The sequence below is a fragment of the Psychrobacter communis genome (genome assembly GCF_014836505.1).
Lineage (GTDB): Bacteria > Pseudomonadota > Gammaproteobacteria > Pseudomonadales > Moraxellaceae > Psychrobacter > Psychrobacter faecalis.
Genome location: NZ_JACSQR010000013.1, coordinates 60,736 through 74,556, shown reverse-complemented (window position 1 = coordinate 74,556; position 13,821 = coordinate 60,736). Strand labels below are relative to the sequence as shown.

Genomic DNA, 13,821 nt, shown 5'->3' with positions numbered 1-13,821 from the left:
GAAATAGCGCGTGACAATGAAGCAGAAAGAAAACGTCAAACCTATCTAATAGTCAATATTGGCTAGGTTTGAGTAAGATTTTTGGAACGGTGATTTAGGCGACGCATTGCCGCTTAAACTTGTGAGACCTCTATATAAATGCGTTAAATGACTGCTGAATCGAACCTTCTGAAACAACTATTCTGAATCTCGACACCTCAAGGAAAAAGTATGAAACGTATCATCGCATTGACTGGTTTGGCTTGTGCTATTGGGTTTGCCAATATGGGCGCACAAGCCGCCAATTATGTCGCAGGAAAAGACTACCGCGTGCTAGATAATCCAGAAAAAATCAACGGTGATGCTATCATTGTGCGTGAATTCTTTTGGTATGGCTGCCCGCATTGTAACGTCCTCAATCCACATATGGAAAAATGGGCCAAAACCAAAGACAAAGACGTGGCATTTTTCAAAACCCCAGCCGCGCTAAACCCTGTTTGGGAAGCCAGCGCCCGTGGTTTCTACGCCGCGCAATTACTAGGCTATGAAGACAAAACCCATGATGCGTTATTTGATGCGGTGCATAAAGACGGCAAACAGTTATTTGACCAAGCGTCACTGAGCAAATGGTACGCATCTAAAGGGGTGAATGAAAAGAAATTCAATAGTCTTTATAACTCATTTGCCGTTGGCACAAAAATTGGTCGCTCACAAGCTGGTGCCAAGCGTTATCAGCTTTCAGGTGTACCAGCAGTAGTCGTCCATGGTAAGTATGTGGTGACTGGTGAAAGCGCCACTGTTCCTAAAGTGGTTGATTATCTCGTTGATAAAGTACGCGCCGAGAAAAAATAATTTAAGATGTGTAAATCATTTAAAAAATAAACATTTATAAAATACAAAAAGCCAATCTTTAACGATTGGCTTTTTTATAGGTCATGGTTTATAAATTAATATAAGCATTATTATTAATTAGCTTTTCAGCTGCGACAATATCGCCACTTCACGAATATAACTGGCCAAATCTTCTTTAGACTCCGCCATCAATTCATCGTCTTGTGTATGTTTGGCATATTCAATCCATAGCAGCAACTGATACAAACTATTACGCTCAGAGGCTTTGTATTGTTTTACAAACTGCTTTAGCGTGCCTTCATCATTGATGTTTAAGCGCTCAATCCAGCTTTCGATTTTAGAAATCTGCTCTTTTGGAAAAAAAGCGTCGAACAAGGCTTTAACCAATTCATGGCGGTTTTCTTCACTGATGAGTTTACCGACCCGTTTGGTTTGACGATTGCGCGCATTGGCACTGGTAATATCAGCAAGCGCCATCAGCTCTGCCATAAAGTAATCACTTGCTGGCAGGTTTTTGAGCTGCTTCTTCGATAAGCTGGCAAGCGGTATCGACAATGCTTGTAAGCGCTCATGAGCTTTTTTGAGCTCTGTGCGCGAGACGCGCATATCCTGTTCTGACCAGTCAATCATAAAAGCTTTCCATTTTTCGAGATAGTAAATAATAGAGTTTATTGCGTCTTGCTGATTATATTGCTTAAGCATTCATTGTAGCTAATAACCATTAATAATTAGCATTACTAACCTTGCCTTACCAACGATGTTTTTCGCGGTGCTTGGCGGTAATGCTCAAACCTTCGGGCAAGCTCACGGTCAATTTATCTTGCAAGTGCTTGGTAATAAATACCGAGCGATGCTTGCCCCCTGTGCAGCCAATCGCAACCGTTACCGTATGGCGATTATTATGTAAAAAATCTGGCAGCCAGCGCGTCAGAAATGTAGCGATATCGTTAGTCATCTCTGCCACCTCTGGATAATCAGCAAAAAATTCAGCAACTTCCGCATCCAGACCTGTCGCGGCGCGCAGCTTTGGGTTCCAATGCGGATTGGGCAAAATGCGCACATCAAATACAAAGTCGGCATCGATTGGGCTGCCATACTTAAAGCCAAACGATAACAGATTAATGGCGATTTGATTGTCAGCCCCAACATAATCGCGCAGGCGCTCTTTTAGCTGATGAATATTAAGCATACTGGTATCAATTTTAAGATCCGCACGCCTAAATATCGGCTGCAAAAGCTGGTTTTCTTTTTCAATCGCCGCTGGTAAATTATCAGTGGTATTTTCTATACCTTTGCTATCTTGCACCATCAAAGGATGAATGCGGCGAGTGGCATTAAAGCGCGCCACCAAGATATCCTCTTGCGCTGTCACATAAATGACGGTGAGCGCCTCTTCGCCATACGTCTGCTTTAACGTATCATGTATTTCAGAAAAATTGGACAAATCGGCGCGAGGGGTGCGAATATCGACCCCAAGGGCGACGCGTTTGATGCCGCTATCACAAACCAGCTTTTGTGCCGCCTCAGGAACCAATGACAAAGGCATATTATCAATACAATAATAACCAAAGTCCTCTAGGATATTGAGTACAGAGGTCTTGCCCGAGCCTGAGCGCCCTGACACCACCAAGATACTTAAACCATCTTTATGTGATGGTGTCTGCTCGTTATCTGATTTGGCGTGCTCATTATCCTTAGTTGTACTCATGATCCGTCATCCTTATACATTGCGTCTAGCCACTCCCGCGCTCATGACGGCAGTGTTACCGTCACTAGCTGATTGTCTAACAAGCGTGCACGGCCCAACCAAGCAGCAACTAAAATCACCAAATCTTGCTGATTTCCAGCGAAAGTTGTCGATTTTCCATCTATCTCAAAAGCATCAAGCTGCGCCGTTTTGACTTCTAAATAATCAATGATAAAACCTGCGGCAGTGATACGCGCGCTAGCCGCTGCTAATAAATGCTCAAGCCCTCGTTCGATATATGCGCCATTCATTAGCTGGTCGGCTAGTCGCTGTAATTCTTGATGAAGTATAGGAGCGATATTGCGCTCAGTTTCAGTTAAATACTGATTGCGCGAAGACAAAGCTAAACCATCAGCCGCCCGTACGATAGGTGCGCCGACAATCTCAATCGGATAACTTAAATCACGCACCAACTGCTGAATAATGGCCAACTGCTGATAGTCTTTTTGCCCAAATACGGCCACTTCCGGCTGGACGATATTAAAGAGCTTTGAGACGACAATGCCAACACCATCAAAATGACTTGGACGCGATTGGCCACATAACTGGCTGGTGATTGCGCCTGCTCGAACGGACGTTGGTGGCGGTAATACCGGATACATCTCATCAATACTGGGCGCAAATACGTAATCGGCAGCAACAGTAGTAAGTTTGGCAACGTCCTCATCTAACGTCCGAGGATAGCTATCAAAGTCTTCACCGACGCCAAATTGGGTAGGATTGACAAAGATACTCACCACCACAATATCGGCATGTTGCTTGGCAAGCTTGACCAGCTCAAGATGGCCATCATGTAGATTGCCCATCGTTGGCACTAACGCAATACGCTGCTTGCCTTCTTGCTGACCACGATAAGGGTTTAAGGCGTTACGCAACGCTGCGATGTGATGATAAATAATTGGCATGGTTGCTATGTTTTATCCTGACAGCTTGTTCTACTGATAATGGTCAAATTATTAAATCAAATACGACTTACTTTAATACGATTTACTTTAATACGGCTAGCTAAATTGGTGCTGTTCAGTGGGAAAACTGCCGTCACGTACCGACTGCTGATACAGCGCAAAAGCCCCTTCAATACTACCTGCGCTATTACGCTCGTCAGTTAAAAAGTCATGGACAAAGCGCGGTACGCGGCCGTGCACCATGCCCAGCATGTCATGCATGACCAGAACTTGACCATCAGTATCAGCACCAGCGCCAATCCCAATAACCGGCACAGCTACAGCTTCTGTAACTGCTTTAGCAAGCTCAGCGGGTACACATTCTAATACCAAAAGCGCTGCACCCGCCTCGACGACCGCTTTAGCATCAGCAAGCAGTTTTTCTGCTGCTGCATCACCGCGCCCTTGAATTTTATAACCACCAAAGACATTGACAGATTGCGGCGTCAGTCCTAAATGCACACAAGCCGGCGTACCTGCTTGCGCCAAGGTTTTGACCAAATCGCAAAGCTCACGACCGCCTTCAATCTTAATCACATGCGCGCCCGCCTGCATCAGCTTGCGGCTATTGGCCACCGCATCTGGGAGCGTCACATAACTCATAAACGGCAAATCCGCTAAAATCAGCGCATGCTTATTACTACGGGCGATATTGGCCGTATGATAAGCCATATCATCGACGCTAACTGGCAAGGTTGAATCATGACCCTGTACCACCATGCCCAGACTGTCACCGATCAAAATCGCATCAATTTGCGCGTTGTCCATCATGCGCGCAAACATGGCGTCATAGCAGGTCAGACAGGTGAATTTAACACCGTCTTTTTTAAATTTATTTAAAGTAGATAATGTTGTCATATCACCCTCAATGCGGTTAACTATTTATAGCTTTTGATATTTTAATAAAATGCACACCCACTATCGTAGCATCCAACTTATTCATAATTCGACAGAGGCACTAAAGAGGCGTTAATTCAGTATTAATAGCTTTAGTCCCGTCCAATCGTCACTGGACGGATAATCCGTTATTGGTTTGTTTAAAATGATTAACTCTGGCGCCAACTCTCGTAGCGGTAACAAAACAAAATTACGTTCATGCAAACCTGCGTGCGGTATCGTTAATTGCGGCTCTGAGATTTTGATATCCCCATACAATAAAATATCGACATCAAGGCTGCGCTCACCCCAGCGGCGCAGACGAGCGCGTTTAGCTTGTTGCTCTAGCAATTGACAAAATGCAAGCAGCTCAAACGCAGTTAAGGTAGTCTCAAAACCTACCACCGCATTGACAAAGTCAGGCTGATCTTGCGGTCCCATCGGCGCCGAAGCGTAGAAAGAAGACACTCGTACCGCTCGTATTTGCTTATTTTCTTGCATAGCTACGATGGCTTGCTGTAAATGCTCTACCGGCGAACCTAGCTCGTTTTCTAGATTGCTGCCTAAACCAACATAACAAGTAACCCAGCTCATATCGTTACTACTTTTATTGTCATTGGCATTACTAGCTTCAAAGTGCCTGTTCATAATTCTCACTGTGCTTTAGTACTTTAAAGTCGGTTTGTAAGCTTAACCGTTGTTAGTGCTTGGCTGACGACGGCGGCGTTTTGATGGTACCGGCCCTTTTTGCTCATTCATTTTACTAGCAGCTGTTTGACTATCAGCTGACTGAGTTTGAGTGGTCTGTTTCTTAGTGTCCTGTTTGGTTTTAGCAGGTTTGTTAGAAGCAGCTTTTTTAGCAACAGGTTTGTTAGCAACAGACGGCGTATCCTCAGCAAAATCTGACGCAGCTTTAGGCGCTTTTTTCTCATACTTGGCCGTATTTACTACTTGCTCTTTATCGCTAACTGGTTTTGACGCTACGTTAAGCAAGTTATCAGCGTTATTTTTACTGTCAGTATTACTATTATCCGCTATCGCAGTAGGTTGACGGCGGCGACGTTTATACGGTATCGGCTCGTTGTTTATGCTGACAAGCGCTGGCGTTTGGGCGACAGTACGCTTAGTATGGACATTAGTAGCAGCATTAGTATTGGCCGTTGTAGATAAAGCTGACTGGTCAAAATCGGCTTTGCTAGCAGCAGACTTGGTATCGACTGGTTTAGCTTTTGCATGCTGCTGCGCTTGCTTATCAGCGTTAGCAGAGCTGTCAGATTGTCTTGCAACTCCTGCTTTCTTAAATGAAGTGCTTTCAGCTTTTGTGCTTTGCTCCACAGGCGCTTGCTTTGGTTTAGCATTAGATTTTGGCTGATCGTCCGTTGGCAATTGTTTGCGTAATGGCGGAACCACTTTTTCATGCTCGATGACAAATAACGGTGAAGGCTTGGCATCGTGGCGCTTATTTGCCGTTTGCTTGCCAGTATTCGCCAGGGATAACTGCTGCAATTGCGCCAGCTCATTATTATCTTGTGTCGCTTGCTGCTTATCATAGCCCTGATTATGACTATTATTGCTGACACTATGATTACCATTGTTATTAGCCTGCTGAGTAGACTGACTGGCGGCGCGGCGGCGGCGTGATGGTACGTTTGAGGCATCATTAACCGCCTGCTTGCTATGACCATTGCCGTTTACTTTATCTTGCTGATCGTTTTCTATGTGATTCACCTTGCCATTATCGTTCGAGGTTTGCTGTTTTTGACGATTACGACCGCGACCACGCTGGCTTTGTTTATAGGCTCCACGACGGATATTCTCATCAAAATCATCAATCGCTTGATCTTGCTGCTGTTCGGTCAGGGTTTGATAGGTTTGCCACCACTCGCCCATGCCATTGGTCGACTCTGAAAGCGGATGTTCGGCATCACCGCACTGCTCACGCAATAGCAAGAAATCAAAACCGGCGCGGAAACGAGGATGCTCAGACAACTGGATAATTTGTTTGCTGCGCGGCGCCGCCAATTTTGGCTGTAATATCCAAATATCACGGATAAATTGTTCGGCAAATTTTGGAATGGCGGTCTTGATACGCTGACGGTCGATGACTTTGCCCGCTGCATGCAGTTGCGCGTCAGCAAAAGGCATATTGCGTTTTTTGGCTTTTTCCAATTGATGAAGATAGTTTTCCCACAATAACGCGGCATAAAAGAAGGCAGGATTGATACTTTTACCAGCGGCGATACGTTTGTCGGTATTGATAGCGACTTGTTTGACCAAGGCACTTGGCTCAGCAGGCGGATAAATTACTAAACTGTCAATCGCGCCCGACTCAAACAATAACGGCAGTAGCGGCACTAAATAGCCACCGGTAAACATTTTTTGCGTTTCATCATAAAGACGATGCGGAGAAATTTGCTCCAGCAGCGCCCAATTGTCATCATGGAACTGGGCGGCGAGTTCGCTATCAAAATCAAAACCAAGCTTGGCTTTAAAACGCAGGGCACGCAGCAACCTGACCGGATCTTCTTCGATACGCGTCGGTGCATGACCTAAGAGACGAATAACTTTATTATCGATATCTTCAAGCGCGCCGCAAAAATCATGCACCACGCCTTTGAGCGGTTGATAATAAAGGGCATTGATAGAAAAGTCGCGACGGGCAAAATCTTGCTTAATATCGCCCCAGACATTGTCGCGCAAAATCATCCCATCTTGATTGGTATTGGCATTATTGAGCGGTGGACCACGAAAGGTCGCCACTTCGATAAGTTCGCGCCCAGAGTAGACATGCGCCAATTGAAAACGGCGACCAATAATACGGCAACGCTTGCCAAAGACGTCTTTAATCTCATGAGGTTTGGCATCAGTGACCGCGTCAAAGTCTTTTGGACGCAGGCCTAGCAAGGTATCGCGCACGCCGCCACCGACGATATAAGCATCAAACCCAGCTCGGGTTAGGGTGGCTATCACTTCGGTAATGGAATTGGGTAATTCAGATTTATTCAGTTCTAACTGCTTGGCGGCACGCTCGGCCATGCATCTACTCCTCGCCTTTATTCTTAACCACCCCGACGAACACAGCGTCTATCAGGCGGATGTACCCACTAGTTTAACAAATTTTGACCATGGTGGGTGTGTTATGACATTTACTTACATGCTATTTTGTCAATATGGGGGTTAAATAATACAAAATAAAGCGCTTAGTCTTGTACGCTTAAACGCTGGCGATTTTTCTCAACCGTTTTTGCGCCGATGCCTTTGACTTTAGTTAATTCATCGACCGTTTTAAAGCCGCCAAACATCTCGCGATATAAAATAATCGCCTGTGCTTTACTGCTGCCAATACCGTTTAATGCCACCAGCTCGGCTTCTGTGGCGCGATTGATATTAATTCTAGTCTGCGTGCGCGCTTGGCTTTGTGCTGTTTCTTGCGTCAATAGATAATGATAAGCGCTTTTAGCATTATCAAAACATGGCGCGGCAAGGGCAGGATTAAACGATATAGTAATAACAGAAAACACACCTACTAAAAAAACGGCGGCATTTTTAAATAAATTAGCATGCTTCCATTTAATAAACCGGCTTTTATTAGTCGCGTTCATGCTGTTTCGCCGCTTCCCATAACGCATCCATCTCATTGATATCGCTATCTTCTAAGCGCTTGCCAGCTGCCGCTAACTGCTCTTCAATATAGCCAAAGCGTGATTTAAATTTATGCACACAGGTTAAGGTCGCCGTTTCAGCGTCGAGGTCGAGTTTACGGGCGACATTGACCAAGGCAAACATGCAATCGCCAAGCTCCCTTTCAATCTCTCTGATATTGGTTTTGATTTCAACTTGGGGCTTATCTAAAATCTCGGCCTTTAGCTCGGCAATTTCTTCATCAAGCTTATCAAAAGCGCCGCTGACCCCTTCCCAATCAAACCCCAATTTCGATGCTTGTTTTTGCACTTCCTGCGCTTGCATCAGCGCACTACCTGCCTTGGTATTATCCAAACGACGCTTCGGCTTGCCACGTGCGGCGCGCGCTTGGTCTTCCTCTGCTTTAATCTCATCCCAGCGACCTTTTACCGCAGCGTCATCTTTTAGCGTTTCGGCTTCAAAGACATGCGGATGGCGGCGAATCAGCTTTCCTTGCAACGTGGTAATCACATCGCTCATATCAAAGCGCCCTTGTTCAGCGTACATCTGACAATGAAAAACCACTTGCAACAATACATCACCAAGCTCGCCCTTGATATCTTCGTCATCATCGCTTTGAACCGCTTCGCCAAGCTCATAGGCCTCTTCAATCGCGTACGGAATGAGACTATGATTGCTTTGCTTTTTATCCCACGGACAATCTGCGCGCAGCCGTGCCATTAACTGCAATAAATCGTCTAACTCACCAGTTGCTACTGGCGTTCCTTGTACAGGGTTGGACGGCGTAACAGAAGTTAACGTTTGGTTGTTTAAGTCACTCATAAAATACTCTTATATTTTTTATCATAGAAACGGATAATTATAAAAATGCTCACATAAAGCACCACTACGGCTTTATAACTCATTTGGTAGTTAGTGTATCATTGAACGCTTATTGACTTATAATCCTGTTATCACTCCCTCATTTTTTACTGCGCACGCACAAGGAAGCTTATTATTATGTCCACTTCTGCGACTACTGGCTATCAGCCAGCAACAGAATTTCACCCTATTAGCATTCAGTCATTTAAAGCGTACGATATCCGCGGCGAGCTTGGTGTCAATCTCGATGAAGCTATCGCCTACCGTATCGGCCGTGCCTTTGCGCAAATTTTATTCGAGCGTTTTAGCGCTGCAGATGTCGCCGTTGAACTAAAAGACTTAAAGCCAGCTATCGTCATCGGTAGCGATATCCGCCACTCCAGTGAGCAGTTAAAACAAGCAACCATCAAAGGTATGCTCGATGCGGGTGTCGATGTGATTGATTTGGGTATGACAGGCACAGAAGAGGTCTATTTTGCGACCAGTTATTATCAGGCGTTGGGCGGTATCGAAGTAACAGCTAGCCACAATCCGATTAATTATAATGGCTTAAAATTGGTAAAGGAATACTCAAAACCGATTAGCGCCGATGATGGCTTGGCAGAGATTCAAGCGTTGGCAGAATCGGGGCAATTTAGTACGGATAATCAACAAGGTACATTACAATTACTAACGGATAAAAGCGCTTATATCAATCATGTCATGACATTTATTGATGTTGATAAATTAAAACCGCTAAAACTGGTTATCAACTCCGGTAACGGTAGCGCAGGTCCCGTCGTTGATTTATTAATCGACAAGTTAGCACAAGCTGGCGCGCCAATTGAAGTGCTTAAATTGCACCATACGCCTGATGGTAGCTTTCCAAATGGCATTCCCAATCCAATGATTGAGGCCAATCGAACCGCCACTCAACAAGCGGTGCTAGAAAATAAAGCCGACCTTGGTATTGCCTTTGATGGCGATTTTGACCGCTGCTTTTTATTTGATGAATACGGCGAATTTATCGATGGCAGCTATGTCGTTGGCATGCTCGCGCAAGCGTTTTTAAACAAGTATGCGGGCGAGTCAATCGTCTATGATCCGCGAGTGATTTATAACACCGAAGCCGTCATTGATGAGCATAACGGTAAGGCGGTTATTAGTAAGTCTGGGCACTCATTTATCAAACAAGTGATGCGTGATTCTGGTGCGGTGTATGGCGGCGAGATGTCCGCTCACCATTATTTTCGCGATTTTTTCTACTGCGATAGCGGCATGATTCCGTGGCTTTTGACCATTGAGTTATTATCAATTACCGGTAAAACCTTGTCAGAATTGGTCAGCGGTTATATTGCAGCCTATCCAAGCTCAGGCGAGCTGAATTTTCATTTGACCACTCATGATGCGCCAGCCATTATCAGCGCCATCGAAGAGAAGTTCAGCGCCGACAAGCCAACCAAATCGATGCTCGATGGCTTGAGCTTAAACTTTGGCGAATGGCGTTTTAACTTACGCGCTTCTAATACTGAACCATTAATTCGCTTAAACATCGAAAGTCGCGGTGATAAGGATTTACTACAGACTAAGACGCAAGAAATTCAGCAATGGCTTGCTAGTAAAGGGGCGGTGCCTGCTTAACTTAAGTAATCATAATACTAAGTAAAGACATTCTGAACTTATAAGAATAAAAAAAGCGCCGGTTAATTTTTATATTAATCGGCGCTTTTATTTAGATTCAGTTCATTAGCTGCTTGTCTGCTACGCTTATTTTATAATTGTTAGAGAGCTCTATTTGGCGCGACCAATTCCTATATAGTCACCGACCAAATCATCAACCTGCGTTCGCGACAGCGCATTGCGCGCATCGAATATCGGCAGCGCCTGCTCATTAAGCCTAGCGACATCTAGTCTGTTTTCTGGCAACCAGCTGATGATAAAAATGGCCTGCGCTTCATTAAGCTGTTGGTACGGACTGGCGATCAGTTCCAGTAGCGACTGCTGTCCATAGAGCTCAGCAAGCTCGGTTTGGGCTTTATCACTATATACCAGCGTGCGGATATTATAAGACCAGAGTAGCGCTAACAACGGATGAATCGCCGACTCTGCTGTCCGTCCCGAGCCCGCTTTATAACTGCCACCCCAAATCATCACGGTTTTATTATCGATAAATCCATCAAAATACTGCCAAAACTTGCGAAATATCAGCTCTTTTTGGTCTTCGTTGATATTAATGACTGCCTGTAGTAACGGCATAGCTAGGCTTTTTTCTGCACTGGACTGCTGCAACTTAACCAACTCTGTCGGTAGTGTATTACCACCAAACCCCCAGCCCGCTTGCAAGTAGCTACTGCCCACGCGCTCATCAAGTCCCATAATGTGACTAACTTGCTGAATATCGACCTGTTGACTATCCGCCAAGCGCGACATCTCATTCATAAAACTCACCCTTGTGGCAAGCATCGCCATGATACTACTACGGGCAAACTCTATAGTGGCAATATCTGCTTGATGAAAAGCGCGCGCCTGCTGTATTAAAGGCTGTAGCATCGTTAAATGATGGCGGCTATTTGGTGTTTTTTCACCCAGCAATAACAATGATGGATTTAGCATTGAGCTGTACGCATCGCCATCCTTTAAGAATACAAATGGCACATAATAAACCCAAGCGCGCTGCAACTGCTTGGACAATGCGTCAACCGCGCCCAGCTGTTTAATGCCACTCATGATGAGCGGTAAGGTTTGCTGATGACTGTGATTAAAGGCCGTAATCCAGCTGTCTGCTTGCCATACTGGGCGGATACTGTCTAAAAATAACCAATATAGCGCAACTTGTTTTCTCTCATTATTATTATCCGACGTTTCATAGTGCTCTAGCAGCTTACTCGCAGTAGTGGGCAAAGCATAGCTGACAATTTGTTGCTGCTGCACGTACATCTGCCATAACGCTTGCACATGATGCTCGAAACCATATTGTTGTAATTGCTGCGTCAATACCTCTTTATCAGTATAAAGATGCACCGTATGACCGAGACTTGCCAGTACCACAGCACTGGTAATCGCCTCGATACTATGACCAACGAGGACGCAAACGCTGGTGTTTTTAGCAGCTTGGTTAAATGAATGTGATGCGGATTGGTCGTTATCTGTCTTGTGTTTATTTATAGCGGCAGCGCTCATAAGATTACCTTTTATATTGCAAAGTTAGCAGCGTGGATAAGTGGATAAGCCAGTCGCATGATGCTACTAGCTACTAGCCATAAGCCTTAAGCCATTAAGACAACAGCTTAATATGCTGCAATAGCTGATTGGTAGAGGTATCAAATTGCGCATCGCCGCCTTGCTGCATGGCGGTATGTACCGACTCTGCCATTTTCTTGCCCATCTCAACGCCCCATTGATCAAACGGATTGATATCCCAAATGCTGGCCATGACATAAACCTTGTGCTCATAAAGCGCTATCAGCTCCCCCAAACTATGCGGGGTCAGCTCATCGATAAGGAGCGTCGTTGACGGCTGATTGCCGCGGTAATATTTGTATTTATCGGCATCAGAAGCCGCTTCAATATCCTTATCAACAATAGCAGCATTACCAAAAGCCAAGACCCGACTCTGCGCCAAACAGTTTGCCAAAGACAATTCATGCTGCTGCTGTAGCGATTCATTTGTCGCATCATCACTATAACGGCGCACGCACGCAATAAAGTCACAAGAGACCTGCTGCGTCCCTTGATGCAGAAGCTGATAAAAAGCATGCTGCGCATTGGAGCCAATCTCGCCCCACAAAATTGGACACGTATCATAATCAAGACGCTCGCCATGCTGCGTCACCGATTTACCATTACTTTCCATCTCAAGCTGGGTCAAGTAGCTTGGCAAATACTCCAAACGTCCATCATAAGGCAGCACGGTATGCGCATTGACTTGTAAAAAGGTACTGTTCCAAACGGCGAGCAAACCTAATAATACTGGCAGATTCTCAGAAAAGTCTGCTTGGGCGAAATGCTCATCCATATTATGGGCGCCGGCTAGCAGCTCTTTAAAACCATTTATGCCAATACGAATAGCGATAGCAAGTCCAATCGCCGACCACAATGAGAAACGACCGCCAACCCATTCCCACAGCTCCAATTGATGCTCAGGGTGAATGCCCCAGGCAGTCATTTTTTCACAATTGGCCGATACTCCGATAAAATGACGGCGCAAGACGCTTTCTTCCGTGCCAGCGCGTAATTTTGCCGTAGCGAGTAACCATGACAGTGCGGTCTTGGCATTGGATAGCGTATCAACGGTGCCAAAAGATTTGGAGGAGATGATAAATAAAGTGGTTTCAGGATTTAAGTGCTTGAGCAAATTATCAAGCTGCGTGCCATCCATGTTAGAGACAAAATGCACCTCAATAGCAGTATCTGCCCATTCATCAAGCGCGGTGGTCGCCATCAGTGGGCCTAAATCTGAGCCGCCAACGCCAATATTAACCACATCAGTGATTGCTTTACCAGAGAACCCGCGCCACGTGCCGTTGCGTACCCGCTCTGACAATCTTTCTACCTGCGCCAAACTCTCATGTACATCAGCAGCGACATTTTGCGTGCCAACTTGCAGCTGTTCTGTAGCTGGCAAGCGTAGAGCGGTATGCAGCGCTGCTCGCTCTTCACTGGTATTAACCATCGCCCCTTGTAATAAGGCATCGATACGGCCTGACAACTCGCAACTATTCGCCAAATTTAATAAATTTTCTAGCACCGCATCACTAATACACTGCTTGCTATAATCTATATATAGCGCGCCCGCTTGCGTGCTAAAGCGAGACGTCCGCTCATTATCCTGCGCGAACAATGGGGCAAGCGCCCACGGCTGCTCCGCTAACTTGGCTAAATGCTGCCAATACTTAGAGTGGCGGGCACTTTTATAGCCCTTATTATTTATCTCATCCATTA

Annotated in this window: 12 protein-coding genes; 2 read left to right on the top strand and 10 right to left on the bottom strand. The window is 45.4% G+C overall.

The genetic code is table 11. The features are described from left to right. Nucleotides 1–210: 210 nt before the first annotated feature. Nucleotides 211–831, top strand: coding sequence for a thiol:disulfide interchange protein DsbA/DsbL (locus tag H9653_RS06485; protein WP_191691329.1), 621 nt, complete (start codon nucleotides 211–213; stop codon nucleotides 829–831). Between the two features lie 117 nt (nucleotides 832–948). Here H9653_RS06485 and yjgA read toward each other — a convergent pair whose 3' ends face one another. The 8 genes from yjgA to mazG all read right to left on the bottom strand — a co-directional run bounded on the left by yjgA (nucleotide 949) and on the right by mazG (nucleotide 8,760). Next, entirely contained in the window at nucleotides 949–1,461 is a 513-nt protein-coding gene (gene yjgA, locus H9653_RS06480; RefSeq protein WP_068407800.1) for a ribosome biogenesis factor YjgA, read from the bottom strand. A gap of 118 nt (nucleotides 1,462–1,579) precedes the next feature. Beyond that, the gene (gene rapZ, locus H9653_RS06475) at nucleotides 1,580–2,539 is read right to left on the bottom strand and encodes an RNase adapter RapZ (RefSeq protein WP_191691328.1); all 960 of its coding nucleotides are present in this window, start codon (nucleotides 2,537–2,539) and stop codon (nucleotides 1,580–1,582) included. Nucleotides 2,540–2,580: 41 nt separating this feature from the next. After that, on the bottom strand, nucleotides 2,581–3,483 hold the full coding sequence (panC, locus tag H9653_RS06470) for a pantoate--beta-alanine ligase (RefSeq protein ID WP_191691327.1): 903 nt from the start codon (nucleotides 3,481–3,483) through the stop codon (nucleotides 2,581–2,583). Nucleotides 3,484–3,579: 96 nt separating this feature from the next. Then, complete coding sequence (gene panB / locus H9653_RS06465) at nucleotides 3,580–4,380, bottom strand: 3-methyl-2-oxobutanoate hydroxymethyltransferase (protein ID WP_191691326.1); 801 nt, start codon at nucleotides 4,378–4,380, stop codon at nucleotides 3,580–3,582. 111 nt (nucleotides 4,381–4,491) lie between these two features. Continuing rightward, nucleotides 4,492–4,992 carry a 2-amino-4-hydroxy-6-hydroxymethyldihydropteridine diphosphokinase gene (gene folK / locus H9653_RS06460; protein ID WP_369811281.1) on the bottom strand — a complete coding sequence of 167 codons (501 nt, stop codon included), beginning with the start codon at nucleotides 4,990–4,992 and terminating at the stop codon, nucleotides 4,492–4,494. Nucleotides 4,993–5,088: 96 nt separating this feature from the next. Further along, nucleotides 5,089–7,434, bottom strand: coding sequence for a polynucleotide adenylyltransferase PcnB (gene pcnB, locus H9653_RS06455; protein ID WP_191691323.1), 2,346 nt, complete (start codon nucleotides 7,432–7,434; stop codon nucleotides 5,089–5,091). A gap of 164 nt (nucleotides 7,435–7,598) precedes the next feature. Beyond that, nucleotides 7,599–8,000: a ComEA family DNA-binding protein gene (locus H9653_RS06450; protein WP_144296818.1), complete on the bottom strand. Its 402-nt coding sequence runs from the start codon at nucleotides 7,998–8,000 to the stop codon at nucleotides 7,599–7,601. Continuing rightward, nucleotides 7,987–8,760, bottom strand: coding sequence for a nucleoside triphosphate pyrophosphohydrolase (gene mazG, locus H9653_RS06445; RefSeq protein ID WP_450088452.1), 774 nt, complete (start codon nucleotides 8,758–8,760; stop codon nucleotides 7,987–7,989). The genes H9653_RS06450 and mazG overlap by 14 nt, the downstream gene beginning before the upstream one ends. A 279-nt stretch (nucleotides 8,761–9,039) precedes the next feature. Here mazG and H9653_RS06440 point away from each other — a divergent pair, with 279 nt between their 5' ends. Continuing rightward, the gene (locus H9653_RS06440; RefSeq protein ID WP_225211639.1) at nucleotides 9,040–10,521 is read left to right on the top strand and encodes a phosphohexomutase domain-containing protein; all 1,482 of its coding nucleotides are present in this window, start codon (nucleotides 9,040–9,042) and stop codon (nucleotides 10,519–10,521) included. Nucleotides 10,522–10,671: 150 nt separating this feature from the next. Here H9653_RS06440 and H9653_RS06435 read toward each other — a convergent pair whose 3' ends face one another. Together H9653_RS06435 and pgi are read right to left on the bottom strand one after the other, a co-directional pair. Continuing rightward, nucleotides 10,672–12,060: a UDP-glucose/GDP-mannose dehydrogenase family protein gene (locus H9653_RS06435; protein ID WP_191691321.1), complete on the bottom strand. Its 1,389-nt coding sequence runs from the start codon at nucleotides 12,058–12,060 to the stop codon at nucleotides 10,672–10,674. Between the two features lie 94 nt (nucleotides 12,061–12,154). Beyond that, a complete protein-coding gene (gene pgi, locus H9653_RS06430; protein ID WP_191691320.1) occupies nucleotides 12,155–13,819 on the bottom strand; it encodes a glucose-6-phosphate isomerase in 1,665 nt (554 codons plus the stop codon). Between the last annotated feature and the right edge of the window lie 2 nt (nucleotides 13,820–13,821).